This is a genomic window from Saprospira grandis str. Lewin (assembly GCF_000250635.1).
Taxonomy (GTDB): Bacteria; Bacteroidota; Bacteroidia; order Chitinophagales; family Saprospiraceae; genus Saprospira; species Saprospira grandis.
This window is the reverse complement of the sequence record NC_016940.1, coordinates 1659572-1685478: the sequence shown is the minus strand read 5'-3', so window position 1 is coordinate 1685478 and position 25907 is coordinate 1659572. Positions and strand designations below refer to the sequence as shown.

The following is a 25907-nucleotide window of genomic DNA, read 5'->3' as shown; positions in this document are numbered from 1 at the left end:
TGTAAAGTAGGGGATGCTATTTGCAATTTGTGAAACGGCAATTGTAAAGTAGGGGATGCTATTCGCCATTTGTGAAATGGCAATTGTAAAGTCGGCTATGCTATTTGCAATTTGTGAAACGGCAATTGTAAAGCGGGGGATGCTATTTGCAATTTGTGAAACGGCAATTGTAAAGTCGGCTATGCTATTTGCAATTTGTGAAATGGCAATTGTAAAGTCGGCTATGCTATTCGCAATTTGTGAAACGGCAATTGTAAAGCAGGGGATGCTATTTGCAATACTATCTGGGGACTGTTCAGGGACTGTTCAGGATTTTGTGTATCCTAATAAAATTTGGGTCTTTAGCTGCTTAGGATTTGGCCAATAGTCGCCCAGGGACAAGCCCCTAGGCTAATCCAATGGAGTCAGCCCTCTGCGAGGGCCTCAACTATTGATTACAAGGCCTGGTTCAGTTGTTGTCGCAGAGAAAAACCTTATCTAAAGGCCCTCTTTAGAGGGCTGTCTGAAAAAGCTAGCCTAGGGGCTTGTCCCTAGGCAGCAAAAAGGGGAAACACAAAATTTTAAACAGTCTCACTATCTGTACCTGCAGCCTAAAGGCCGCAGCCAATTTAGTTGGGCCATCATTTTGCTCGCCGCAGCGGCTTAAAAGCCCCTGCTTTTTTAGGGTTGGGGAATAGCTTTTGTTTTCAGGTCCTGCGGCCTTTAAGCTGCAGGCCAAGGGGCGGCCAAAGCTTAGCTTAGTTGTTCCGAAATTGGCTGCGGCTTTTAAGCTGCAGCTAAAAGGGCCGAAGGCCCGCAGGCTGAGGGGCTGTAGCAGGGCCGCCGAAGGCGGCAGACCCAGGCGGCGCAGCCGCCGCAGGGCCGAGCGAACAGCGAGCTGCGCAATGGCCCGACCCAAGGCCGTAGGCCGCAGGGGCAGCCCCAAAACAATAGCCTAATCTACCGCCTCTGCCAACTCCTTCAAGATAGATTTGGCCGCATGGAGGTTGCGCAAACCCTCGCAGATGAGAATGAGGTGCTTGGGACTCTGCTTGAGGAAAAAACGGTGGTCGCTATGCTTCTGGATATAATCCAAAATTCGCAAGAAATAATCGCTTTCATAAAAAGGAGAATCCTGCTTACTGATGAAGTAGCAACGGAGCTTTTTGCCCTTAAAATGTAGGCGCTCGAAGCCCAAAGAGCGGGCTATCCAACGCAGGCGCAGGGCCTCGAACAACTGCTTGACCTGTTCGGGCAATGGGCCAAAACGGTCAATCATCTTCTCGCTAAAGGACTTAATATCGGCCTCATTGTTTAGCTCATCCATCTTTTGGTAAAGGGCCAAGCGCTCGCTGATAATGGGCACATAATCGGAGGGGATCAGCATCTCTTCATCCAGTTCAATGATGACATCCTGGATAAATTCTCGCTTTTTCTCCATCTCCTCCTTAAAGAGTTCTTTGTACTCGCCCTGCTTGAGCTCCTGAATGGTCTCGTTCAGAATCTTTTGGTAGGTTTCATAGCCCATATTGACAATAAAGCCGCTTTGTTCGCCGCCCAGAATATTTCCGGCACCCCGAATATCGAGATCGCGCATAGCAATATGGATCCCGCTGCCCAATTCGGCAAACTGCTCTAGGGTTTGCAGGCGCTTGCGAGAGTCGGAGCTCAGGACCGAAAGGGGAGGGGCCAAAAGGTAGCAATAGGCCTTTTTGTTGGAGCGGCCCACTCGGCCCCTCAACTGATGCAAATCGCTGAGGCCAAAATGGTGGGCATTATTGATAATAATGGTATTGGCATTGGCGATATCGAGGCCCGTTTCGATAATATTGGTACAAACAAGGACCTCATTATAGCCCTTAATAAAGTTCATCAGCCGCTTTTCGAGTTGGGCGGGCTCCATTTGGCCATGGGCCACGGCCACATCCAGATTGGGCATCATTTGGCGGAGCATAGCGGCCATATCTTCTAGGCTCTTCACTCGGTTATGAATGAAAAAGACCTGTCCCCCTCGGCTAACTTCCTGCTCAATGGCTTCTTGAATAAGCTCCGCATTAAAGGTCCGCAACTCCGTGTGAATGGGCTGGCGGTTGGGCGGTGGCGTATTGATGACCGAGAGGTCTCGGGCAGCCATAAGGGAAAACTGTAGGGTACGGGGGATGGGCGTAGCGGTCAGGGTCAGGGTATCTACATTGACCTTGATATTGCGGAGTTTCTCTTTGGAGGCCACCCCAAACTTCTGCTCCTCATCAATAATGAGCAAACCGAGATCGGCAAATTGGACCTTTTTGTTGAGAATGGCGTGGGTGCCAATCAGGATATCAATTTTACCTGCTTTGAGGCGCTCGTAAATTTCCTTTTTCTCCTTGGTTGTTCTAAATCGGTTGATATACTCCACCTGCACATCAAATTGGCCCAATCGCTTTCGGAAGGTTTGGGCATGTTGTAGGGCGAGAATAGTCGTTGGGACCAAAATAGCCACCTGTTTGCCCGCCACTACGGCCTTAAAGGCAGCACGGACGGCAATCTCTGTTTTGCCAAAGCCCACATCGCCACAAATGAGGCGGTCCATGGGGTAGGGCTTCATCATATCTTCTTTGACGGCCTCGGTGGCTTTGGCTTGATCGGGAGTATCTTCATAGATAAAAGAAGCCTCTAATTCATTTTGTAAATAGCCATCGGGGGGAAACTGAATACCTTGGGTAGATTTGCGTTTGGCGTAGAGCTTAATCAGGTCAAAGGCCAAGGCTTTAATCTTCTTCTTGGTCTTTTTCTTGGTATTGGCCCAGGCATTACTGCCTAGTTTATGGACCGAAGGCGGCTTGCCGTCTTTGCCCACATATTTAGAGATTTTGTGTAGCGATTGAATGCTGACATAGAGAATATCTCCGCCATCATAGACCAACTTAACCGACTCCTGTTGTTTGCCATTGAGCTCAATATTTTGCAGGCCAGCAAACTTGCCCACGCCATGGTCAATATGCGTGACATAATCGCCGGGTTGCAGTTCATTGATGGCCTTCATCTTGAGGGCCATATTGCGATCAAAGCCTCTTTTTGTTTTATACTTATGGAAGCGCTCAAAGATTTCGTGATCGGTATAGCAAGCAATCTTGAGTTCTTGGTCTACAAAGCCCTTATGCACAGTTTTTTGGATGGGGTGCCATTTTACATGAGCGCGCAAATCTTCAAAAATGCTATAAAAGCGTTCGATCTGCTTGGGGTTTTCGGCCAAGATACAATTGGTAATGCCCTGTTGGCTATTTTCTCTGAGCTGCTCAATCAGGCGCTCGAAGTTTTTGCCAAAGCGGGGTTGCAGGCTTCCTTGAAAACTAAAGCTTGGACTCTTTTTATAGAAAGGAGTATTGGCAAATTCTAGTAGGCGTTTATTGGCCAGTTGGTCCATAATATGGCGGGGAAAAACAAAGGCTTGTTCGTCGAGCAGGCCAATTTCCTCTATGCGTTCATATTGTTCCTGTTCTTGGAGTTGGGCCGAGAGGAGCTGTGCTTTTTCGAAGCAATCTTGCAGGCGGTCCAAAAGCAGCTGAACATCTTCTGCACAAATGAGCAGCTCCTTGGGGAGAATACTAAAGAGGTCGGTTTTCTGCTCCTTCTTAAATTGGGTATTGACATTGGGCACAATAGTGACAAAAGCCATCTTTTTGGTAGACAGTTGAGAGCTAGGATCAAAAGAGCGGATACTTTCCACCTCTTCATCAAAGAGCTCTAGGCGGTAGGGCAGTTCATGTCCATAGGAGAAAATATCGATAATGCCGCCACGCAGGGCATATTGGCCGGGTTCGTAGACAAAATCGACATAATTGAAGCCATATTCGGTAAGGATTTCGACCAAGAATTTGCGGTCCAAATCTTCACCCACCTTAATTTTGATGGCATTTTCGGCCAGTTGTTCGGGGGCGACCACCTGCTCAAAAATGGCTTCTGGATAAGAGACCATTAAAGGGGGAATGCTGCTGGCATCCAGCAGTTTACTCACAGCCTCGGTTCTTTGCAAAACGCTGGCTCGGTCTAATTTATCAAAGCCTTGAGGGCGGCGGAAGGAGTCGGGAAAAAAGAGAATCTCCTCTCTTTCGCTAATATGCTGCAGGTCAGATTGCAGATAGGCAGCCTCTTCCTTATCATTGGCGAGAACGAGTATAGGCCGTTCTGTTTTGAGGTAAAGCGCATAGAGAAAAAAGGCTTTTTGCGAGCCATAGAGTCCCTTGAGCTGTACTTTTTGGTTCTCCTTTTTTTGGAGAGTTTGACAAATATCGGCTAGCTTTTCCGATTTGCGATAGGCTTGGAGTAAGGTCTTAAAGTTCATGATACAAAGATAAACGCTTTGCGAATAAAAACAGGAATAAGCATTTTGTTTTGGCCCAGGGCGGTTTTCTATTGGCCCAGCGCTGCGGAGCGGGTGGCCGCAGGCCAGACCGAGCAGGCGTAGCCTGTGAAGGGCCGAACAGACCTGTGAGCCCCGCAGCATAGCGGCGGCCGACCTAGGCGGAGCCTAGCCGGCCGCGGGCCCCAAAAAAGCCCCTCAAAGAACAACTTTGAAGGGCAAAATCTTTAGCGGGTCAGTACGATATAATCGAGCAGGAGTTGGCGCAGAAAGTCGAGGCGGTTTTTGAGTAATGGCACCTCTAGTTGTTGGGCCAGATGCTCGCTTAGGTCTAGAATGACCCGTTTGTGGGCCTCATTTTTATATTTTTTATGGCGGTCGAGCACTCTTTTGACAAAGAGCATATCTTGCTCGCTCAGACTGAGCACCTCGGGGTATTTGGGTTCATAATCTTCCTTTTTGGCCAAAGAGAGAATATCTTCAAGGCGAAACTGTCGGCTTGCTTTTGTGCGCACTACCGTACTGCCCGATAGGAGATCGCCCATGCGTTGGCTATGCCCAGAGGAAGAAATCATGAGGCTAGCCACCGAGCCCGCCGAGCCCCAAATATCGATGAAGCGGAAGGCCCAACGCAGCACATAATCAAAGGCTTCGGCAGGCTCTCCATTGAGCTTGATAATGCGCAGCCCCACGGCCCTTTTGCCTAGGGTTTGGCCATTGAGCAAGATCTCGGAGGCCAAGGTGTAAAACAAGAGGGTGGGGAGGATGACGAGGATGACAAAGTACATATAAGCCTCCCCATCAATGACCAGCCCCCCAATGAGATTGAGGATAATCATCAGGCCAATGAGCACGAGCATATCAATCATAAAGGCCGATATGCGGCTGCCTAGAGGAGCCAGCTCGTACTGGATGCTCACTTTTTGGGCCGTGGTAATTTCAATCGTTTTCATGGCAAATGGGATTTATTGGGCAAGGGGAATCTTCAGCTTTTGGCCTTTGTACAAGTTGTTTGACTTCAATTTATTAAATTTTTGGATTTCTTGCCACTTGAGACCATACTTTAATCCAATAGAATAGAGAGTTTCTTCTGCCTGTACCTCATGGATATACTCGCCATTGATGAGCGGCGGCTTGTCTAGCGCTGGCGGCAGGGGCGGGAGCTCGCCCATTTTAGTGATGGGTTGATCAGGTAATCCGCTACCTTTTGGTTCTTCTTTTTGGGGTGTTTCTGGACCAAAAGTTGGAAAATTGGGTACTTCGGTTTTGGGGCTATCGATACGCAATTCTGGAATCTTCAGGTCGCGGCCATCAGGGCTTGTATTGGTATTTAGAGAATCCTGATAAATCTGCTCGGGATAGGTGGGTTGGTTGATGACCAGCTCTGGAGCCTTAAATTCTTCTTTGGCTGGAGCTGTTGTGCTGTCTTTGGGGCTAATGATAGGGACCAAATTGACATTCTCCCAATTAGGGAGTTTACGGGCTCTAATTTTTGGCGGTCCCGCTGCTTTTCGGCCCAACAAAATGAATTCGCCATTAGCGGGCTCTTGGCCCTCTTGCATGAGGTTACGCTCGTAGAGTTTGTCTAGGGGCAGGCCATAAAATTGAGCAATTTCATACATGCTCTCATCATTTTTGACTAGATGCTCTTCTTTTTTTTCTCGGTATCTACTCTTTTTTGGCTGAATATAGCAATACTGATAGTCAATGAGTTGATCGCCATCTACCAGGTCATTGAACCGAAGAAATTTGGCATAGGGCAGCCCAAAGCGGTTGGCCACTTCTAGGGCCGATTCTCCTGCTTTAGCAATGACATAAGAGCTTTTATTTTGTCGAAAAATGCCCTTTTTGTAGCTTAAAAAGAGGGGACTTTTTTGCTGTCGCCGCAGTTGGCGCTCAAAGGGTTCGGGGGTGGCAAAAATACTAGGATCTACGGGGGTGCTGTCTAGCTCATCACTAATTGTTAGGGGCTGCATTTCCAAGTCAAATTGCTGCAATTGGTGCTTTTCAATGGTGGCAATAAGCTTATCTGGATACTTAGGGTCGGTGGCATAACCCGCCTTGCGCAGGCCCTTGGCCCAGCCTGCATAATCCTCTTTATCGAGTTCAAAAAGGCTGGCATAGCGCTTTCTTTTGGTCAAAATAGCACTATGGTCCACAAAAGAAGCCTCTGCATTTTCATAAACCCGAAAGCAAGATTCTACCGACTCATCATCCCATTTATAAAATTTTTCGCCCTGCCAATCCGAGGCGCATTTGATCCCAAAATGGTTGTTGGCTTCTTTGGCCAAATTGCTATTTCCTGCCCCCGATTCATGAATGCCTTGGGCCAAGGTAATGCTAGCGGGAATCCCCGTTCGCTGCATTTCTCTTACCGCAATATTTTTATAGCTAGCAATATAATCTTCTACGCTAATGCGCTGCGCAATTAGGCCGGGCGCGCTCAATAGCAAAATGGCCCAAAACAGTATTTTCATTTCCTTTGGCGGTTCGTCTATCAAAAAAAGCTCAAGCTCTCGCAAAAATGAGACAAGCTTTGAGCGCCACAAAGTTAAACAAACTGCAGGCATTTATGTATAGCCTTTTTTCTTTCTGTTTTTTGGGGCCTCCGCCTCGCTTCGCTCGTCGGCGCTACGCTTCAGGGCTCACAGGTCTGCTCGGCCCTGCGGCCTGACGGCCTTGGTCTGCGGCTTCGCCGCCCCCTTTCGCATCGCTAGGCCGATGCTACGGCCTGACGGCCACAGCAAGGGCGGTATTGCTGCGCAATCTTTTAGATATTATTGGGCCAAGGGGGGCAGTTTTTCATAGCGCCAAAGTTGGGCGGGACGATCTTCTTGGGCTTCGGAGCCAATCCAAAAGCTGGCACGGCCATGAACGACTAAGGCTTCGGCTTGCACTAAATCATAAGTAGGAAGAAGAAATTGGCCCAAAACAGCCAAGCTGTGGCTATCAAACACCCAGAGCTCCTGCTCTTTGGCCGCCAAAACATAAAGCAATTTCTCATCTTCAGAAAGGGCCACTGCTGAAGGGTGAATCAAAAAAGGGCTTAAATCGAGAAGCGGAAGGTAGTCGCCATTTTTTGGCGAAAAGAGATAGAGTCCCGCCGGCTCTTTGGCCGCCACCAACAATTGCTGCTTTTTGGGCCAAAAACAAAGGCCCTCATATTCTATATCGGGCGGCAGGGAAAAAGGGAGTTTTTGCCCTTGGCTTTCCGTTAGGCCAAGCTGCCAAATTTTTCCATCGGAGCGCAAAATAAAATAGCCTAGATGGGGCCAAAAGGCAAGGCCTTCATAATCGCCGGGCGGTCCCCAAGGCTGGGGAAGCGGATCAAAGGCTGGATTAAAGTTGGCGGGATAGAGGCGGCCTTCCTCATCATTGAGGGCCATGAGTTGTTGCCCATTATCGCAAAGGCCAGAAATTTCATCTAGGGCAGGGGGCAAAACTTCTTGAACGCTAGCAAAGGGCATCATCCATTGTTGGCCAGGCAGGCGGTAGCTAGCGGGCCCCTCTTGGCAGTGGCCAAAAAGAAAAAAGCTACTGAGCAGCAGCAGGCGTTTCGGGAAGGGTATAGCCATAATTTCGGGCAGTAGTGGGACATTGTTTCGCCAATTCTAGCAAAAAAGCTTGCTCAAAGGCTAGGCTATCGGTAGCGGTTTTGAGTTGGCTAAAGGGATTATCTTGGCCCATACATTCTTCCTGCTCTTTTTCTAGCTCGGCATAGAAGTCGGCCTCCATGCGGCCATTATCAACTTGGACCTTGGCCTTGGCCAGGGTTTCGCTGCAGTCGCAAAACTTTTTGGCATATTTGGCCGCAGAAGGGCCAGAAGAGCAAGCTATCAAAAGCAAAGGGAAAAAGAAAAGAGCAAGGCGCATAAGGCATCAGCTTAAAAAGTAAGACAATGGGAAAAGGGGGGAATTTCTTTCTAGGAAAAGGCCAGGAGCGAAGAACTTCATCGGCTGAGGGATGGACAGCAGTGGCCGCAGGCCAGACCCAGCTTTTGAGCAAAGCGAAAAAGCGCAGGGCCGAGCAGACCTGCGAGCTGCGACACAGCCCGACCCGCCTGTAGGGCGGGGCAGCCCCAAAATAAAAACATTAAGGAACGGGATCATGTCCATGTCCCCCCCAAGGATGGCAGCGGCCAATTCGTTTAATGGTCATCCAGCCGCCTTTAAAAGGGCCATATTTTTTGATAGCTTCTAAGCCATAGGCCGAGCAAGTGGGTTGGTAGCGGCAGCTAGAGGGCAAAAAAGGCGATAAAAACTTGCGGTAGAACTGGATGAGCAGTAAAAAGATAAAGGAAAGTACGGCCGAAATCAAGCGAAAAAGCTGAATAAAAGGCCAAAATAGATAACGCATAGCATTTTCTTTTAAAGAAGCCATTTTCGTTTAAAAAGTTGCTTCCTCGGCCAACTTTTGCTGTAGTTTTAGGCGAGATTTTTCGGCGGCTTTTTGGATACTGCTTAGCGGTTCGGCTTTATGGCCCAGATAGACCCACATCATTTGCAGTTGTAGGCCTTCATGAGGTAGGCTGGCCAACCAATTGGGTTTATTTAGGCGGTAAGCCTCTCTCAATCGTCTTTTGAGCAAATTTCGGTCGGGCGCCTTTTTAAACTTTCGTTTGGCCACCGATACGCCCTGCAAAATAGCGGGCTCGCCTTGAGCTCTGGGCTGCAGGCGATAAAAAATGCGAATGGGGTAGCTCCCCAGCGATTGTCGAGCGGCAAAAATAGCCTGGATGGCCTTTCGCTGCTTGAGTCGTTCCTTTTTGGGAAAAGAAAAATCAGACATATAGGGGGCTTAGGGCTACAAAAACACAAAACAGCCTATCCGCCTCTGCGAATAGCTGTTCTGTGAATATGTATAAGAGTAAGTTATATACAAGCTTGGCGATCGGCTTACTTGAGCTTAGCGCGCTGGAAGTCGTCAGATACAGTTAGGCTCTTGCGTCCTTTTTTGCGACGACGGGCTAGTACTTTACGGCCGTTTTTGCTGCTCATGCGCTTGCGGAAACCGTGCTTATTTACTCGGCGACGTCTTGAAGGTTGGTACGTACGTTTCATGATTCAATAACTTTTGTAATTGTTCTATGAGAATTGCCGGCTGAGCAGCGGCAATAAATTCAATAAAATGTTTGCTTTTAGCCCTGTTTGAGCTAAAGCGAGGGCAAAAATATAAAAAATATCCCTTTTTAATAAGGCTAGTTCGCTTTTTTTCAGTGAAAAGCAGAAAAAATTTAGCTATTCATAGAAAGCATGAACTCTTTGTTGTTTTTGGTCCCTCTTAGATGCTTGAGCATAAAGTTCATGGCCTCATCGGTATTCATATCGGCCAGGTGTCGGCGAAGGATATACATACGGCTCATGATCTGTTCGTCATGCAAGAGTTCTTCTCTTCGGGTAGAGGATTTGGTGAGGTCTATAGCGGGATAGACGCGCTTGTTAGCCAAGCGGCGATCGAGCTGTAGTTCCATATTGCCAGTTCCTTTGAACTCTTCAAAGATGACTTCATCCATTCTAGAGCCCGTATCGATAAGGGCCGTGGCTAGAATAGTAAGAGAACCTCCATTTTCGATATTTCGGGCGGCACCAAAGAACTGTTTGGGTTTGAGTAGGGCATTGGCCTCTACACCACCAGAAAGGACCTTACCGCTAGCTGGGGCCACGGTATTGTGGGCACGGGCTAGGCGGGTGATAGAGTCAAGAAGAATAATCACATCATGGCCACATTCTACCATGCGCTTGGCTTTTTCAAGGACGATACCGGCCACGCGGACATGATTTTCGGGATGGGCATCAAAGGTAGAAGAAATGACCTCTGCACGGACATTGCGCTCCATATCGGTGACTTCCTCGGGCCGTTCATCAATCAATAGAATGATGAGGTAGGCTTCGGGATGATTGGCGGCAATGGCATTGGCGACATCTTTTAGCAAATAGGTTTTACCTGTTTTGGGTTGGGCCACAATGAGTCCACGCTGCCCCTTACCAATAGGCGTAAAGAGGTCAATGATGCGAGTAGAGTAGTGCTTGGGGTTCTCCTGATCAATGATATTGAGCTTTTCGGTGGGAAAAGTGGGGCGCAAATGATCAAAGGCTACCCGATCCTTAATATCTGCAGGGTCCCAACCATTGATATGGCTGACTTGCAAAAGGGCAAAGTACTTTTCGCCTTCTTTGGGCGGGCGAATAGTTCCCTGAATACTATCTCCTGTGCGTAGGCCCAACAATTTGACCTGTGAGGGCGATACATAAATATCATCGGGAGAGGGCAGGTAGTTATAATCGGGAGAGCGCAAAAAGCCAAAGCCATCAGGCGTCATCTCCAAAACTCCTCCGCCTTCAATTACACCATCTAGCTCTACGCTGAAGGCCTTTTTGCGAGCATACTTACGGTCTTTACGCTCGTTTTCGTTCCGCTGTTCTTGGTTATTTTGGCGGCTATAGCGCTTGCGATCCTGAGACTGCTCATTTTGTTCTCTTTCCTGAGACTCTCTTTTGTTATCGCGCTGATTTCTATTGTTGTCTCTTTCTTGAGGCTCTCTTTTATTGTTGCGCTGATTTCTGTTGTTGTCTCTTTCCTGAGGCTCTCTTTGGTTGTTGCGCTGTTCTCTGGGGGCTCTTTTCTTAGGCTGCCGCTTTTCGTCCTGCGGAGTTTCTTTTGGCTCAGGCGTTTCTTCCTTAGCCGCTTTTTCCTCTTTGGGCGCTTCTACTTTCTTTTTGGGAGGACGGCCACGGCGCTTAGGCTGAGGCTTTTCGGCCTCTTGGTCTTCCACTTCTTTTTTATTAGTTGTTTTGCGGCTTTTGGCGGGAGCTTTTTTCTTGGGCTCCTCTTTTTGTTCTTCCTTAGGTGCAGGAGGTACACCGCCATGAATGGCCTGAGCGTCTAGAATTTTATAAATGAGCTCCTTTTTGGGGAGGCGCTTATAACTTTTTACCTGCAACCGCTCCGCAATATCGCGCAGTTGAGGGACCAACATTTCATTGAGTTGAAGGATGTTGTACATGTAGTCGTAAATTAGAATTGAAATAGTAGGTAGTTCTATAGTCACAGCCATACGGCCTACAAGCAAGTGCTTTCTGCTAGCCCAACACTGTACAAAATTAACCGATCAGCCTGAGCGACTTCAGCTAAATGTGTTTTACATCAATAAGTGGACTGTAACTATCAAAATGAAGGGAGCTATCAAACAGGCAGTAGTTGAACCAAATTGGTTTGCATTTTATCATCCTGCAATTAGTTGCACTGAATGAGTCCGATAGATATAGGTAGGAAATGAAGCAATTAGATATAAGGCTTCTTGCTTTGTAGACGACAAATTTACACTTTAATTTTAAATTTCAAATACTATCTTTGTGAAAAGCGCCTTTTATCTACCCCTAAAGCAGTTGTTTGTTTTCTGTCGGAATAAATAGGCGCTAAAATTACTTGGCCTTGGCCCCTTTATTGTGGCTGCTGCCACTCATTTGACAATAACCATTTTACCTACATAAATTAGCTTTATGTTAGCCGTTCAGTTTATTCGCGAAAATCGCGAGAAAGTGCTCAGAAGCCTCACCATTAGAAGTTTCGAGCCCCTCAACATCTTAGATGATATTTTGGCCGCCGATGACCTACGCCGTAGCCTCCAACAAGATCTAGACGCTCAAAGAGCAGAACTAAAGTCCATCTCTAGCCAAATTGGCCAGCTGATGCGCAAAGGAGAAAAAGCCGCCGCAGAAGAGGCCAAGTCCCAAACGGCTGGCATCAAAAGTCGTATTCATGAGCTAGAACAACTTAGCCGCGATAATGCAGAACGCCTAGAAGAACTGCTCCTACAGGTCCCTAACTGCGCCCATGAAACAGTGCCCGCAGGAAAATGTGACCTGGATAATGTAGTAGAAAGAGAATGGAAAAAGGATCTTCCCGAGCTTCCCAAAGAGGCTAAACCCCACTGGGAACTCGCTCAAGAATATAATTTGATCGACTTTGAAACTGGGGCCAAAATTACCGGCGCAGGCTTCCCGCTTTATACCGGTATGGGCGCCAAACTCCAAAGAGCACTGATCAACTTTTTCCTCGATGAGGCCGATAAAGCAGGCTACCGAGAGTTTCTGCCCCCGCATCTAGTCAATGAGGCTAGCGCCCGTGGCACTGGCCAATTGCCCGATAAGGACGGCCAAATGTATCATGCTACAGCCGATAATCTCTACCTGATTCCCACCGCCGAGGTGCCCCTCACCAATATTTACCGAGATGTGATTTTGGCCGAGGATGATTTCCCGATCTGCCTAACGGGCTATACGCCCTGCTTCCGCCGAGAAGCTGGCTCTTATGGCGCTCATGTACGTGGCCTCAACCGCCTTCATCAGTTCGATAAGGTGGAAATCGTTCGCCTAGAACATCCCGATCGCTCTTATCAAGCCCTAGAGGAAATGTGCGCCCATGTAGAAGGCCTGCTCGCTAAGCTAGAGCTGCCTTTCCGTACGCTCCGCCTCTGTGGTGGCGATCTCGGCTTTGCGGCCGCTCTCACTATTGATTTTGAAACTTATTCTGCCGCTCAAGATCGCTGGCTAGAGGTGAGCTCGGTCTCTAATTTTGAGGAGTTCCAAGCCAACCGCCTCAAGCTTCGCTACCGCCCCAATGAGGGCAAGGGAACCATCCAAGCGCATACGCTTAATGGCTCTGCCTTGGCCCTGCCCCGCATTTTGGCCACCATCCTAGAAAATAACCAATGCGAAGAGGGAATCCGCATTCCCAAGGCTTTGCAAGGCTACCTGGGCGGCCGTACAATGATTACTAAGTAGTTATCTCTGGGGCCTCCTGCCTGCGGCAGGCGCTACGTTTCAGGGCTCGCTATTCGCTCGGCCCTTCAGCGCTTGCAGCGCTTCGGTCTGGCCTGACGGCCACCCTTTCACATCGCTAGGCCTGCGGGCGCTCCGCGCCCTGCAAAACCGCAAATCGCTAAGAAAATAATAAGAGGGCCTTGGCCCTCTTTTTTTATGCCGAAAAAGTTTTTCTTTAAGTCATGAATAAAACGGAATTAAAGCAAATTGCCGCAGCCCTAAAAATGGCCCTGCCCCAATGGGGGCAGTTTATGCTGGATGAAATCCAAAAGGTCCAGGCTAAGGATGTACTCACTAAAGACCTCAATAGCTTGGTCAGTTATGTGGACCAAGAGGTAGAAAATCGCATTATTAAGTTGGCCCAATCGCTACTCCCTCAAGCAAATTTTATTGCCGAGGAGTCGGGCCAAAAACAAAGCGATAGCCCCTGGCGTTGGATCATTGACCCCCTAGATGGAACGACCAATTATTTGCACCAGCTTCCCTTTTTCTCTATTAGTATTGCCCTGCAATATGAGGAGGAAACCGTTTTGGGAATGGTCTATGAACCCAATAGAAAGGAGTTGTTCTGGGCCATTCAGGGCGAAGGCGCTTACCTAAATGAACAGCCCTTACAGCTTAGCTCAGCCCCCGCCGCCCTGAGCGATAGCCTACTGGCTACGGGCTTTCCCTATTATGACTTTGAGCAAACAAAGGCTTATCTGGCCCTTTTGGGCGAGCTAATGCCCGCCTGCCGTGGCCTGCGCCGCTGTGGCTCGGCCGCCTTAGATTTGGCCTATACAGCCGCTGGCCGCTTCGGGGGATTCTATGAGTATAGCCTAGCCCCCTGGGATGTAGCCGCAGGCGCATTTTTGGTCCAAGAAGCTGGCGGCTTTGTTTGCGACTTTTCTGGCCAAAATGATTATCTTTTTGGGCGAGAAATTTTGGCCGGCCAAAAAGGACTGCAAAGCACCCTTTTAAGCAAAATACAAAAGCATTTTAAGGCTTAGCCAAAGAAGTTAGTATCTTGATGGTCCAAATTATACCGCTAGAGGCGAGCGAAGCGAGCCGGCTGAGGGATGGAAAAGGGGGCGGCGAAGCCGCAGACCCAGCAAAATGAGCAAAGCGAATTTTGCGCAGGGCCGAGCAGACCTGCGAGCCCTGACACAGCCCGACCCGACCGCTAATTCATGAGGGTTTTAACCCTCATTTTGTCTAGCTTCGCAAAGCGATACCGCTTTGCGCTGGCTTTTAAGCTAGCGGGAGGGGCAGCCCCAAAACAAAAAAAAAGAACGCTAAAATAGAACTATGAATTATAAGGATGATGTAGAAGCGCTGGACGCATTGGCCCAGGCTTACCGAGATTTGCGCCAAGAAATTGGAAAAGTGATTGTGGGCCAAGATGAAGTGGTCAAATCAGTCTTGATTTCGCTCTTTTGTGATGGGCATAGCCTGCTGGTTGGGGTGCCCGGCCTAGCCAAAACCCTTTTGGTCAATACCATTTCTAAGGTTTTGGACCTGCAGTTTAACCGCATTCAGTTTACGCCCGATTTGATGCCCACAGATATTACTGGGGCCGAAATTATGGACGAACACCGCAATTTTACCTTTTCTAAAGGGCCACTTTTTACCAATATTTTGCTGGCGGATGAGATTAACCGAACCCCGCCCAAAACACAGGCCGCTCTGCTGGAAGCTATGCAAGAACGTTCGGTAACGGTGGGCGGTGTGAGCTATAAATTGCCCAAACCCTTTTTGGTTTTGGCTACCCAAAACCCCATTGAACAGGAGGGAACTTACCCCTTGCCCGAGGCCCAGCTCGACCGCTTTATGTTTAATATTGTGCTGGATTATCCCACTTATGAGCAAGAGGTGCAGATTGTGAAAAATACGACCTCTGGCCAAAAAGCAGAGCTAAAAGGAGTGGTTTCTGCCGAGCAAATCGTCTTTTTCCAACAACTGATTCGCAAAATCCATATTGCCGATAATGTGCTGGAATATGCCGTGGGCTTGACCAATAAAACCCGCCCAGGCACGGCCATGGCCACCGATAAAGTCAATAGTTATATCTCTTGGGGAGCTGGACCAAGGGCCTCGCAGTTTTTGGTGCTCGGCGCCAAATGCCATGCGGCTATCAATGGCAAATACTCTCCCGATAAATCTGATGTGCAGGCCGTAGCGCCCTATATTTTGCGCCACCGGGTGGTCCGAAATTATAAGGCAGAGGCCGAAGGCATCACGATCGAGCAGATTATTCAAAGCTTATTCTAGAACTATGCGCATACTAAAGTGGGTGGTAGCTGTTGTATTTATATTGATTTCGGTGGGAACGGTAACTTATGTCTTGGGGCCAACCCCTAAGGCGGAAAATATTCCCGATAATTTACCGATTTATCATACGCCTTACGCCTCTGCCGCCGCTTTGGAGGCGCAGGTGGCGGCCTATGATGCTCGCGATACCGATGTGAAAACGGGCAATCAAAGCCGAGTGATTTGGGCCAATGATAGCCTCAAGCAAAAGACGCCCTATGCCTTTGTCTATTTGCATGGATTTTCGGCTTCGCCCATGGAGGGCTGGCCCATTCATGAGCAGTTGGCCAAGCGCTATGGGGCCAATTTGTATCTGCCTCGGCTCTCTCAACATGGCCGAAAAGATGTAGACGCCTTTGCCGATTTGACGGTAGAAAGCTATATCCAATCGGCTAAAGAGGCCCTAGCCATTGGCCGAGAATTAGGCGAAAAAGTGATCTTGATTAGCTGTTCTACGGGTGGTAGTTTGGGCCTTTACCTCTCTGCCGCAGATACCGCTATTGCTGGACATCTGGCCTTTTCGCCCAATATCCAAGTGGCCGACCCCAACGCCAAATTATTGACTGGCCCCTGGGGAATGGAATTGGCCCGCATGGTCTTTGGTGGCGATTACCGAAGCTGGGTTCCAGAAAACGATAGTATTGACAAGTACTGGACGAGCAAATACCGCATCGAGGGCCTAATTCAACTGCAATTGTTAATAGAGAATTGCATGAAGCCCGAACTCTTCGAACAGGTGAAGCAACCCTTTTTCCTCGGCTATTATTATAAGAATGAAGAGGAACAAGATCCCACGGTTTCTGTGGCCAAAATGCTCGAAATGTATGAGCAGTTAGGCAGCAAAACTAAACGCAAACAGGCTTTTCCAGAGGCAGGAGCACATGTCATCTGCTCCCCCTGGACCTCCAAAGCTTGGGAGGAGGTGCAGGCTGCGGCTATCGCCTTTTTAGAGGAGGAAATGCAGCTTAAAGCAGTTTCCGAATAGCCTCTAAAGAATAATTTTTATAGAAAGGTAGTGAGCATTTTTGCTGACTACCTTTTTTGTTTTGGGGCCCGCGGCCAGCAAGCTGGCCGCCGCTACGTTTCGGGGCTCGCTGTTACTTGCTTCGCTGCATCGGCTCCCGTTGGTCGGGTCGCTCGGCCCTGCAGGCTTCACTTCGTTTCGCCTTTGGTCTGGCCTTCGGCCACCCCTGCACATCGCTGGGCCGCTCAACAGCTATTTCTAAGCTAGACCTCCCGCTTCGGCCCCTGAAAAAGGCGCAAAACCTAGGTTTTGCGCCTTTTTTTATGTCCAATTGTTAGCGCTTTGTTAAAAACTGAAAAAACGCAACAAAATGAAAAAAGGCAAAAGTTAGGTCTGGCGGTAAACTAGTTATGTCTGGAAGTAAACTAGTTATGCCAATAGTCGCCTAGGGACAAGCCCCTAGGCTAATCCAATGGAGTCAGCCCTAAAGGGCCTCAACTATTGATATACAAGGCCTTGTTCAGTTGTTGTTGCAGAGAAGAACCTTATCCAAAGGCCCTCTTTAGAGGGCTGTCTGAAAAAGCTAGCCTAGGGGCTTGTCCCTAGGCGCAGAAAAGGGCCGCACACAAAATTTTAAACAGACTCCCCTAGGCTAATCCAATGGAGTCAGCCCTGACAAGGGCCTCAACTATTGATATACAAGGCCTTGTTCAGTTGTTGTTGCAGAGAAGTAGCTTATCCAAAGGCCCTCTTTAGAGGGCTGTCTGAAAAAGCTAGCCTAGGGGCTTGTCCCTAGGCAGCAAAAAGGAGAAACACAAAATTTTAAACAGACTTGCCGAAGAAGAAACTTAAGCTGGAAAAAGACAGCTGAGCGGCCTAGCGATGCGAAAGGGGGCGGCGAAGCCGCAGACCAAGGCCGTCAGGCCGCAGGGCCGAGCAGACCTGCGAGCCCTGAAGCGTAGCGCCGCAAGGCGAAGCCGCAGCGGAGGCCCCAAAAACAACTTAGTCGAAATTTGCAGAAGGCTAATAGTAAAAGTTTGACGGCTATTTCTTTAGCGCCTAAATTTGCAGCCAACAATTACAAACCTCCACAACTAACAATTATGCAGCAGTTTTATCTACTGATATTCTTTTACTTATCGGCTATTTTGGGCTTAGCGGCTCAGCCGGTGGGCATGGCGGCCTACCCCAACAAAAAGGGCTTGCGGGCCATGCAATTGGGCGAGGGAAAATTAAAAATTGACGGTCTATTGAATGAGGCGGCTTGGCAGGAGGCCCCCATTGCCGAGGGATTTACGGAATATGAGCCTGCGCCGAATACGCCGGGCTCTTTTCGGACCGAAGTGCGGGTAATTTATGGACCTTCGGCCATTTATATTGGGGCCTATATGTATGATCCTGCGCCAGACAGCATTTTGCAGCAATTGGCGGTTCGAGATGAGGTGTCGGGCTCTAATGCCGATTATTTTACCGTTTACATTGATGGGATGTTTAGGCAGCAAAACGCCTTTCATTTTACGGTCAGTGCTTCGGGCGTGCGAGAAGATGCCAGTGATGGGGATCAGCTTTGGGATGCGGCTTGGCGCTCTGGACATCAGATATTGGAAGATGGTTGGAGCGTAGAAATAGAGATTCCTTACTCTCAATTGCGTTTTGCACCTCAGGAGCAGCAGCTTTGGGGCATCAACTTCGAGCGTTATATTCGGAGATACAGAGAAAGTGCGTACTGGTCGGCCCTCGACCCCGAAATAGATGGGGAGGTACAGCAATTTGGCTTATTGTATGGTTTGGAGGGCATCAATCCGCCCTTGCGCTTGTCCTTAACCCCCTATGCGGCCAGTTATTTGACCTTAGAAAATGGGCAGGCGCCTAGCTTTCGGGCTTCTGCGGGGGCAGACCTAAAATACGGCATCAATGAGAGTTTTACCTTAGATGTGGCCCTAATTCCAGACTTTGGCGATGTGCAATCGGACAACCTACAATTTAACCTCAGCCCTTTTGAAATCTATTATACCGAGCGCCGCCCCTTTTTTACGGAAGGGACCGAATTATTTGGGCGAGCCGATTTATTTTACTCTCGTAGAGTCGGTAGCCGCCCGAGTCGAGCCAGTTGGGCCAGCAGCCAAATGGATAGTACAGAAACCTTAGTGAGTAACCCAGAGCGCAGTCAATTGATTAACGCCCTGAAGTTATCGGGCCGAACCCAAAAAGGCCTTGGTGTTGGGGTATTTAATGCTGTAACGGCCCCCGCCTACGCCAAAATAGAAAGCGAAAAAGGGGAGGAGCGCAGCATTAAAACCGAAAGCCTGAGCAACTACAATCTATTAGTCATTGACCAGCAGCTGCGGAACAACTCCTACATTAGTTTTGTGCAAAGCTCTGTTTTGCGATCGGGCGGCTTTACGGATGCTATGGCTTGGGGAACTGAATTTCGCTTGACGGATAAAAAGAACCGCTATGTATTGTCGGGCTCGGGGGCTTATAGTCGCCGTTATTTGGACCAAGAGCTGTATAAAGAAGAGATCGAAGATGGCTTTAAAGCCTATTTAAATGTAGGAAAGATTCAGGGCCAATGGCGCTGGTCGCTCAATCAAACCGTTTATAGCGATCAGTATAATATTAACGACTTAGGCTATATTGGTCGGCCCAATTATCTGCGGACCACCGCCAATCTAGATTACTATATTTTCAAGCCTTTTGGCCGCTACAATTATATGCACTACAATTTCTCTACTTATATGGAGCAGTTGTATAAACCCTATAATTTTAGCCGAATAGAAATGAATGCGCAGGTATCGGCCACCGATAAAAACTTCTTGTATAGCTTTTTCAATTTGGCTTTTCAGCCTTTGGGCTATGTCGATTTCTTTGAGGCCAGAGAGGCCGGCCGAGCTTGGAACAAACCCATTTGGGGCCGTATTCGGGGCTATTTTTCTTCAGATTATCGCAAGCCTTTTGCCTTGGATGGCGATATTTCTTATCGGCCCTTTTTGTCGGCCAATCCCATTTGGAAGAATGCCTATACCTTTGAGATGGAGCTGAGCCCCCGCTACCGCTTTAATGATCGGGCCAATTTGGTCTTGTCTCAAAACCTAACCCTGCGGAACAAGAACTTGGGCTATGTCAATCGCTTGGCCGATGAGAGCATTATTTTTGGGCAGAGGAGTTATCAGACTATGGAGTCGCAATTGACTTTTAACTACCTCTTTAGTCCCCTAATTTCGCTAAGCTTTAGAGCTCGACACTTTTGGGCTTCGGTGGCTTATTCAGATTTTTATGTTTTGGACCAAACTGGCGACCTACTCGATAGCTCTTATGATGCTTTGCATGACCAAAATTATAATGCTTTTAATATTGACCTGATTTTCCGCTGGCGCTTTGCCCCCGGTAGCGAGTTTAATGCAGTCTGGAAGAATGCTATCCTCAGCGAGGGCCAATATGTAGAAGAAAACTATGGCCGAAACTTTCAGCAGATGCTAGAGGATAATCCCCTCAATCAGTTTTCTGTGAAGTTGCTCTACTTTTTAGATGTTCCCCGCTTTGGAAAGGAGCTGGCCAAACGCTTTTAGTTGGCCCAAAAAAAGCGCCCCAACAGCCTAGGCTGTTGGGGCGCTCCCTTTTATGGGGTCAAGCAATTAGTTTTGCTTCTTTTTATTTTTCTGTTGGCCGCCTTTTTTCTTTTGTTGGCCGCCCCCTTTGGGTTTCTTCTTGCCCCAATTATCTCTTAGGGGAGAGGTTTGGTTAAAGCAGGGCTTTTCGGCTGTACTATCGGCATCTAGGGTAAAGTAGCCAATGCGCATAAACTGAAAAGCTTCTCCTTGCTTGGCCTCTTTCAAGAAGGGCTCTGCATAGGCGGTCTCAATGATTTCCAAAGATTTGGGGTTGATATCATCCAAGAAGTTGCCCGATGCTTTACCTGGTGCTTCCGTAGCAAAAAGACGATCATATTTGCGAACTTCTACGGGAACCGCATGCTCAATAGATACCCAATGCAAGGTTCCTTTGGCCTTTACACCACTAGTATCTTCGCCACTCTTACTGTTTTCAATAAAACGGCAACGCACTTCTGTTACTTCGCCCTGCGCATCGGTTTCATAGCCTGTGCACTCAATGATATAAGCGCCTTTGAGGCGTACGCAGCGGCCCGGACCGAGACGGAAAAATTTCTTGGGGGGATCAATCATAAAGTCGCCCCGCTCAATATAGATTTCTTTGGTAAAGGGCATGCTATGCATAGGCGAATCCTCAAGTTCGGGATTATTGACTACCTGCATGTCTTCACAATGGCCCTCGGGCAAGTTCTCGATGACCACTTTGAGAGGATCGAGCACACAAAGGGCACGAGTAGCTACTTTATTGAGCTCTTCTCGTACACAAAACTCCAAAAGCGAGAGGTCAATGAATTGCTCGCGCTTAGATACCCCTACTTTCTCAATAAAGTTGCGGATAGCCATGGGAGGATAACCGCGGCGGCGCATCCCCGAAAGGGTGGGCATCCGTGGGTCGTCCCAGCCACTAACATGGCCTTCTTCTACCAATTGCTTGAGCTTGCGCTTAGAGGTAATGGTATAATTGAGGTTGAGGCGAGAAAACTCTAGCTGCTGTGGCTCGTGAATTCCCAGATTTTTGGTCAACCACTCATAGAGATCGCGGTGGGGCAAAAACTCTAGCGAGCAAAGCGAATGCGTGATCCCTTCAATAGAGTCCGATTGACCATGGGCCATATCGTACATGGGGTAAATGTTCCAAGCATCGCCAGTGCGATGGTGGGCCATATTTTTTACCCGATAAATAATGGGGTCGCGCATGAGGCGGTTGGGGTGGCTCATATCAATTTTGGCCCGCAAAACGCAGATACCTTCTTCATATTCGCCAGCCTTCATCTTCTCAAATTCGGCTAGGTTTTCTTCTATAGAGCGGCTGCGGTATTCGCTGGCTTCCTCGGCTCTTTTTTGGCGGTCCATTTCTTCGGCAGAAGTAAAATCGACATAAGCCAGGCCTTTTTGGATCAGCGTAACGGCATATTCATAAAGCGTCTGAAAGTAGTCAGAGGCGTAATATTCTCTTTCTTCCCAATCAAAGCCCAACCAGCGCACATCTTTCTTGATGCTTTCCACATATTCGCTGCTTTCGGTGGCGGGATTGGTATCATCGAAGCGCAGATTGGTTTTGCCGCCAAATTTTTCGGCAATGCCAAAATTGACACAAATGGCCTTGGCATGACCAATATGCAAATAGCCATTGGGCTCTGGGGGAAAACGGGTATGCACCTGGCCCCCAAAACGGCCATTCTCATTATGTTCTACAATAATTTGCTCAATAAAATTGAGCGACTCTTTTGGTTTGTCGTTTTCTTCTACTTTAGACATGCTCTTTTATTCTAAAATGTTCAGTTTCTTTTGGGGCCTGCCGCCTTTGGCGGCCGGGCTGTGTCAGGGCTCGCAGCTCTGCTCGGCCCTGCGGCGCTTGCAGCGCCTGGGTCTGCGGCTGCGCCGCCCCCTTTTCCATCCCTAGGCCTGCGGGCGCTTCGCGCCCTGCAAAACGCAGAGAAGAACATTCGCCCAAGGGCGTTGTTCTAAAAGAACAAAACTAGTCATTTTAGGCAAAAGATAGGACTTAGGCGCTTGCTTTTTGTTGGCCCGCCCTTTTTTTCCTCTTTTGCAGGCCCGTAGGGCTGGCCTTTCATTTGGCCTAGCGATGTGCAGCAGTGGCCGTCAGGCCAGACCTAGCCAGCTTGCTGGCGCAGGGCCGAGCAGACCTGCGAGCTGCGAAACGTAGCGCCGCAGCTTTGCTGCGGAGGCCCCAAAAAATCATAGAATATCAGTAAACAAGCCTTATCTTTGTGCAGAATTAGAAATAGAAAAACATGATGCGAGCACCACAAGCCGAACGCTTTAGCGAGCTGTTTGAACAATATGATTGGGCGGCCACTAAGGCCAGCATTTACGCCAAAACGGCGGCCGATGTAGAGCGGGCCTTGGCCAGCGAAAAACCCAATTTAGAAGATTTTAAGGCCCTGATTTCGCCTGCGGCCGCCCCCTATTTAGAGCAAATGGCCCAAAAAAGCCAAGCCCTGACGCTCAAGCGGTTTGGGCGAACCCTACAGCTTTATGCCCCCCTTTATCTCTCTAATGAATGTCAAAATATTTGTACTTATTGCGGCTTTAGTCTGGATAACCCCATGCGCCGCCGCACCCTTAGCGGAAGCGAAATTTTGATGGAGGCCACGGCCCTCAAAGAAATGGGCTATGAGCATATTTTGCTGGTTACTGGAGAGGCCAATAAGACGGTGGGCATAGATTATTTTGAGCGGGCGTTTAAGGCTTTGCAGCCGCATTTTGCGCAGTTGTCTATGGAAGTGCAGCCGCTCAAACAGGAGGAATATGAGCGTTTGTTGCCTTTGGGCCTGCATGCGGTTTTGGTTTATCAGGAAACCTATCACAAAGAAGATTATAAAAAGCACCACCCCAAGGGCCGAAAATCCAATTTTACTTATCGGCTCGATACACCCGATCGTTTGGGCCGGGCTGGAGTGCATAAAATGGGCCTAGGGGTATTGATCGGTTTGGAAGATTGGCGGACCGATAGCTTTTTTACGGCCTTGCACCTAGATTATTTAGAGCGCAAATACTGGAAAAGCAAATACTCCATTTCTTTTCCGAGATTACGGCCTTTTTCTGGGGGATTGGACCCCAAAGTACCAATGAACGACCGAGAACTGGTCCAACTCATCTGTGCCTACCGTATATATAATGAAGAAGTAGAATTATCCTTATCGACCAGAGAGTCCGAGCACTTTCGGAATCACGTCATCAAATTGGGCATTACCTCCTTGAGTGCAGGCTCAAAGACCAACCCTGGCGGATATGTCGTTGAACCACAATCATTAGAGCAATTTGAAATTTCAGACGAACGCAGCCCAGCCGAAATCGTAGAAATGATAGAAGCACAAGGCTATGAGGCCGTCTGGAAAGACTGGGACAAAGCCTACAGCGGTTTGCTTTCCAAAGTCTAAAAAAACCTTAGGAAGCCGTTAATCTCTTGCGGAAATAGGGCGAAGTCGCTACCTTTTGCGTTATAGAAAGTATCACATAAAAAATAGGCATGCAAGCATTTGATTATAATGAGGGAGAGGGCCAAGATTTTCGCATGATTTTGCGCCGATACGAGGGAATGCTAGCCAAGGGCGAGCTTCAATTTTTGGACCTAGAAAGCTTTTTGCGCCTACTAGAGCATTATGAGGCGCAGGGCAAATGGGAGCAGGCTTTTTTGACCTTAGAGCATGCTTTGCGACAGCACGCTTTTTCTGGCCAATTGTATCTCTTTGGGGTGCAGCTCAGCTTGGAGGTGGACCGCCTTTGGGAGGCCGAGCGCTATCTGGAACAGGCCAAACTCTATGAGCCCAGCAGCATGGAAGTCCGCTTTTTTGAGGTGGAAATCTTGCAGCAAAGAGGACATTACAAGCAGGCTTACAGATTATTGGAGCAGATTATGACCGAGGCCAAGGGGGCCGATCGCCTAGAAGCCCTTTTGATGCAGGCGGTTATTCATGAGCAGCAAGAGCGCTATGATAAATCCTTTGAGCTCTTGGCAGAATTGCTTCGAGAAGACCCCCATCATGAGCTGGCCTATAACCGCATTTGGCTGGCCATGGAACTAGGCGAACTCTACACGGAAGGAGCCGAGCTGCATCAGGAACTGACCGATTTGGATCCCTATGCGCCTTGGGCTTGGTACAATTTGGGCCATGCCTACAAGAAAATGGGCCTTTATGAAAAAGCGTTGGAGGCCTATGATTATGCCATTGTCATTGCCGAAAAAATGGAGTTTGCCTATCGGGATTATATTCCATTATTGATGCATCTCAAGCAATTGGACCGTTTGGCTGGGGTTTTAGCTGATTTTGAGGCGAACTTTCCGCAATATCCCCAAGATTTGGGCATGTGGAAAGGCCAGTTACTGCAACTGCAGGGACAATATGCTCAGGCGCAACAGCAGTTTTTAAGTTTGCTAGAAGAAGAAAAAGCGCCCAATACCTTCTATTTATTGGGCGTGAGTTATGCGGCTCAGGGCAAATGGCTGGCCGCCCTAGATGCCTTTGAGCAGGCTTTTAAATTGGCGGATTATGAAGAGCGCTTTTTATTGGCCATGGCCGAAACCCACAATCAGTTGAACCAAGAAGAGGCGGCCAGAAACTGCTTTCAGCAGGCGGCAGAACTAGCGCCGCATTCGCCCTTGGTTTGGCGCAGCTACCTAGAATTCCTAATTGATGAGGGCGATTATGAGCAGGCTTGGTTGGCCTTGCAATCGGCGCAGTTAGAGAGCAGCTCCGATGTATATGATTGGGTTGCGGTGCTTTTGCTCTGGCAATTGGGCCAAAAACAGGCCGCTAGCGAGCAACTCATTATGGCCCTTTCTACAAAAGCTTGGAGCAAACATTTGTTGTTTGAACTAGAGCCCGATATGGAAAAAGATGAAGCCTTTATGAGCTGGTGGGGCAGTCATTTAGATTAGAATTTGGGGCCCGCGGCCGGCTAGGCTTCGCCTAGGTCGGCCGCCGCTATGCTGCGGGGCTCACAGGCCTGTTCGGCCCTTCGCTTTTTCGCTGCGCTCAAAAGCTCGGTCTGGCCTTCGGCCCCCCCTCCGCAGCGCTGGGCCAAACTGCTTTATGAATAAATTAAAATGTCTATCCTAAAACAGGATGGGCATTTTTTGTTTTTTAGGCAGTGATATTATTGAACACATAAAAAACAACAGATGTCAAGTAACGCATTTTTTCTTACGGGAATAGGGACAGAAATTGGAAAAACCTTGGTCTCTGCAATTTTGGTTAAGGCCCTAAAAATGGACTATTGGAAACCCGTACAGTCAGGAGAACTAGAATATACAGATACCGATAAAGTTCGGGACTTGGTCCAATGGGAGGGCCTAAAGACCCATCCGGAGCGCTATCGTTTAGAGATACCGGCCTCTCCGCATTATTCTGCTGCGGCTGAGGGCAAAAAAATAGCGCTAGACCAGCTGGTTATTCCCAAAACTGACAACAATTTGCTGATAGAAGGAGCGGGCGGCCTGATGGTCCCACTAAATGAGGAAGAGCTATATATAGATTGGGCCGCAAGGCAAAAACTGCCCGTTATTTTGGTTTCTCAAAACTATTTGGGCAGCATTAACCATACAATCTTGAGCATAGAAGCCCTAAAAGCTAGAGGGTTGACAGAAATTTACCTCTTGTTTAATGGTCCATCGACCCCATCGACAGAAAAATTCATCTTGAATTATAGTGAGTTAACTTGTTTGGGCCGAGTAGAACAGGCTGAAGGTCCCGTAGATGCGGCCTTTGTGGCCCAAGAAGCTAAGCGATTGAAATCAAATTTTGAAAAAATTTTAAAAAAATAAGTGTTGTAACGGTAACAATTTTGCTGTTTTGGTCATAGATAGGTAACAAAGATATAGAGTCGCCCTTTTTCTGTAATTTTTTTGCTTTAATAATTTGCTTTTTTTAGCAAA

Annotated in this window: 19 protein-coding genes; 9 read left to right on the top strand and 10 right to left on the bottom strand. The window is 48.4% G+C overall.

The genetic code is table 11. The features are described 5' to 3' along the window. Positions 1–55 precede the first annotated feature (55 nt). Entirely contained in the window at positions 56–367 is a 312-nt protein-coding gene (locus tag SGRA_RS24055) for a hypothetical protein (RefSeq protein WP_015692038.1), read from the top strand. Between the two features lie 567 nt (positions 368–934). Here the strand turns inward: SGRA_RS24055 and mfd are convergent. From mfd to rho, 9 genes are all read right to left on the bottom strand, one after another. Continuing rightward, positions 935–4303, bottom strand: a complete 3369-nt coding sequence (gene mfd / locus SGRA_RS07485; protein ID WP_015692036.1) for a transcription-repair coupling factor — start codon at positions 4301–4303, stop codon at positions 935–937. A gap of 245 nt (positions 4304–4548) precedes the next feature. Continuing rightward, complete coding sequence (locus SGRA_RS07480) at positions 4549–5274, bottom strand: RDD family protein (RefSeq protein WP_015692035.1); 726 nt, start codon at positions 5272–5274, stop codon at positions 4549–4551. Positions 5275–5286: 12 nt separating this feature from the next. Beyond that, positions 5287–6798 (bottom strand): glucosaminidase domain-containing protein, encoded by a 1512-nt coding sequence (locus tag SGRA_RS07475; RefSeq protein ID WP_041329873.1) that lies wholly within the window; start codon positions 6796–6798, stop codon positions 5287–5289. 300 nt (positions 6799–7098) lie between these two features. Next, the gene (locus SGRA_RS07470) at positions 7099–7896 is read right to left on the bottom strand and encodes a hypothetical protein (RefSeq protein WP_015692033.1); all 798 of its coding nucleotides are present in this window, start codon (positions 7894–7896) and stop codon (positions 7099–7101) included. Beyond that, positions 7856–8194 carry a hypothetical protein gene (locus SGRA_RS07465; RefSeq protein WP_015692032.1) on the bottom strand — a complete coding sequence of 113 codons (339 nt, stop codon included), beginning with the start codon at positions 8192–8194 and terminating at the stop codon, positions 7856–7858. Before SGRA_RS07465 ends, SGRA_RS07470 begins: the two co-directional genes overlap by 41 nt. Positions 8195–8414: 220 nt before the next feature. Further along, entirely contained in the window at positions 8415–8678 is a 264-nt protein-coding gene (gene yidD / locus SGRA_RS07460; RefSeq protein WP_041329872.1) for a membrane protein insertion efficiency factor YidD, read from the bottom strand. A gap of 30 nt (positions 8679–8708) precedes the next feature. After that, positions 8709–9110 (bottom strand): ribonuclease P protein component, encoded by a 402-nt coding sequence (locus SGRA_RS07455; protein ID WP_015692029.1) that lies wholly within the window; start codon positions 9108–9110, stop codon positions 8709–8711. Between the two features lie 107 nt (positions 9111–9217). Further along, positions 9218–9382 (bottom strand): 50S ribosomal protein L34, encoded by a 165-nt coding sequence (rpmH, locus tag SGRA_RS20080; RefSeq protein WP_002659234.1) that lies wholly within the window; start codon positions 9380–9382, stop codon positions 9218–9220. Positions 9383–9555: 173 nt separating this feature from the next. After that, positions 9556–11325, bottom strand: coding sequence for a transcription termination factor Rho (gene rho / locus SGRA_RS07450; protein WP_015692028.1), 1770 nt, complete (start codon positions 11323–11325; stop codon positions 9556–9558). A 496-nt stretch (positions 11326–11821) separates the two neighbouring features. Between rho and serS the strand changes: the two genes are divergently transcribed. From serS to SGRA_RS07425, 5 genes are all read left to right on the top strand, one after another. Beyond that, positions 11822–13105 carry a serine--tRNA ligase gene (serS, locus tag SGRA_RS07445; RefSeq protein ID WP_015692027.1) on the top strand — a complete coding sequence of 428 codons (1284 nt, stop codon included), beginning with the start codon at positions 11822–11824 and terminating at the stop codon, positions 13103–13105. A gap of 221 nt (positions 13106–13326) precedes the next feature. Further along, a complete protein-coding gene (locus SGRA_RS07440) occupies positions 13327–14133 on the top strand; it encodes an inositol monophosphatase family protein (protein ID WP_015692026.1) in 807 nt (268 codons plus the stop codon). 298 nt (positions 14134–14431) lie between these two features. Beyond that, a complete protein-coding gene (locus SGRA_RS07435) occupies positions 14432–15394 on the top strand; it encodes an AAA family ATPase (RefSeq protein ID WP_015692025.1) in 963 nt (320 codons plus the stop codon). Between the two features lie 4 nt (positions 15395–15398). Further along, positions 15399–16418, top strand: coding sequence for an alpha/beta hydrolase (locus SGRA_RS07430; RefSeq protein ID WP_015692024.1), 1020 nt, complete (start codon positions 15399–15401; stop codon positions 16416–16418). A gap of 1082 nt (positions 16419–17500) precedes the next feature. Then, the gene (locus SGRA_RS07425) at positions 17501–19966 is read left to right on the top strand and encodes a DUF5916 domain-containing protein (protein WP_245538660.1); all 2466 of its coding nucleotides are present in this window, start codon (positions 17501–17503) and stop codon (positions 19964–19966) included. A 66-nt stretch (positions 19967–20032) separates the two neighbouring features. Here the strand turns inward: SGRA_RS07425 and SGRA_RS07420 are convergent, their stop codons facing one another. Further along, positions 20033–21766 (bottom strand): glutamine--tRNA ligase/YqeY domain fusion protein, encoded by a 1734-nt coding sequence (locus tag SGRA_RS07420; protein WP_015692022.1) that lies wholly within the window; start codon positions 21764–21766, stop codon positions 20033–20035. A 500-nt stretch (positions 21767–22266) separates the two neighbouring features. On the opposite strand from SGRA_RS07420, the gene thiH reads away from it, so the two are divergent. From thiH to bioD, 3 genes are all read left to right on the top strand, one after another. Further along, positions 22267–23412, top strand: a complete 1146-nt coding sequence (gene thiH / locus SGRA_RS07410) for a 2-iminoacetate synthase ThiH (protein ID WP_015692020.1) — start codon at positions 22267–22269, stop codon at positions 23410–23412. Positions 23413–23501: 89 nt separating this feature from the next. Then, positions 23502–24911 carry a tetratricopeptide repeat protein gene (locus tag SGRA_RS07405; protein ID WP_015692019.1) on the top strand — a complete coding sequence of 470 codons (1410 nt, stop codon included), beginning with the start codon at positions 23502–23504 and terminating at the stop codon, positions 24909–24911. Positions 24912–25154: 243 nt separating this feature from the next. Beyond that, the gene (gene bioD / locus SGRA_RS07400) at positions 25155–25796 is read left to right on the top strand and encodes a dethiobiotin synthase (RefSeq protein ID WP_015692017.1); all 642 of its coding nucleotides are present in this window, start codon (positions 25155–25157) and stop codon (positions 25794–25796) included. Positions 25797–25907 lie beyond the last annotated feature (111 nt).

What these genes read in the sequence shown, in the direction of transcription:
- yidD (WP_041329872.1), bottom strand. Translation starts at nt 8,678, where the DNA reads ATGCGTTATCTATTTTGGCCTTTTATTCAGCTTTTTCGCTTGATTTCG.
- SGRA_RS07430 (WP_015692024.1), top strand. Translation starts at nt 15,399, where the DNA reads ATGCGCATACTAAAGTGGGTGGTAGCTGTTGTATTTATATTGATTTCG.
- SGRA_RS07480 (WP_015692035.1), bottom strand. Translation starts at nt 5,274, where the DNA reads ATGAAAACGATTGAAATTACCACGGCCCAAAAAGTGAGCATCCAGTAC.
- SGRA_RS07440 (WP_015692026.1), top strand. Translation starts at nt 13,327, where the DNA reads ATGAATAAAACGGAATTAAAGCAAATTGCCGCAGCCCTAAAAATGGCC.
- SGRA_RS24055 (WP_015692038.1), top strand. Translation starts at nt 56, where the DNA reads ATGCTATTCGCCATTTGTGAAATGGCAATTGTAAAGTCGGCTATGCTA.
- SGRA_RS07420 (WP_015692022.1), bottom strand. Translation starts at nt 21,766, where the DNA reads ATGTCTAAAGTAGAAGAAAACGACAAACCAAAAGAGTCGCTCAATTTT.
- SGRA_RS07470 (WP_015692033.1), bottom strand. Translation starts at nt 7,896, where the DNA reads ATGGCTATACCCTTCCCGAAACGCCTGCTGCTGCTCAGTAGCTTTTTT.
- SGRA_RS07465 (WP_015692032.1), bottom strand. Translation starts at nt 8,194, where the DNA reads ATGCGCCTTGCTCTTTTCTTTTTCCCTTTGCTTTTGATAGCTTGCTCT.
- rho (WP_015692028.1), bottom strand. Translation starts at nt 11,325, where the DNA reads ATGTACAACATCCTTCAACTCAATGAAATGTTGGTCCCTCAACTGCGC.
- SGRA_RS07425 (WP_245538660.1), top strand. Translation starts at nt 17,501, where the DNA reads ATGCAGCAGTTTTATCTACTGATATTCTTTTACTTATCGGCTATTTTG.
- SGRA_RS07455 (WP_015692029.1), bottom strand. Translation starts at nt 9,110, where the DNA reads ATGTCTGATTTTTCTTTTCCCAAAAAGGAACGACTCAAGCAGCGAAAG.
- thiH (WP_015692020.1), top strand. Translation starts at nt 22,267, where the DNA reads ATGCGAGCACCACAAGCCGAACGCTTTAGCGAGCTGTTTGAACAATAT.
- rpmH (WP_002659234.1), bottom strand. Translation starts at nt 9,382, where the DNA reads ATGAAACGTACGTACCAACCTTCAAGACGTCGCCGAGTAAATAAGCAC.
- SGRA_RS07475 (WP_041329873.1), bottom strand. Translation starts at nt 6,798, where the DNA reads ATGAAAATACTGTTTTGGGCCATTTTGCTATTGAGCGCGCCCGGCCTA.
- SGRA_RS07435 (WP_015692025.1), top strand. Translation starts at nt 14,432, where the DNA reads ATGAATTATAAGGATGATGTAGAAGCGCTGGACGCATTGGCCCAGGCT.
- mfd (WP_015692036.1), bottom strand. Translation starts at nt 4,303, where the DNA reads ATGAACTTTAAGACCTTACTCCAAGCCTATCGCAAATCGGAAAAGCTA.
- SGRA_RS07405 (WP_015692019.1), top strand. Translation starts at nt 23,502, where the DNA reads ATGCAAGCATTTGATTATAATGAGGGAGAGGGCCAAGATTTTCGCATG.
- bioD (WP_015692017.1), top strand. Translation starts at nt 25,155, where the DNA reads ATGTCAAGTAACGCATTTTTTCTTACGGGAATAGGGACAGAAATTGGA.
- serS (WP_015692027.1), top strand. Translation starts at nt 11,822, where the DNA reads ATGTTAGCCGTTCAGTTTATTCGCGAAAATCGCGAGAAAGTGCTCAGA.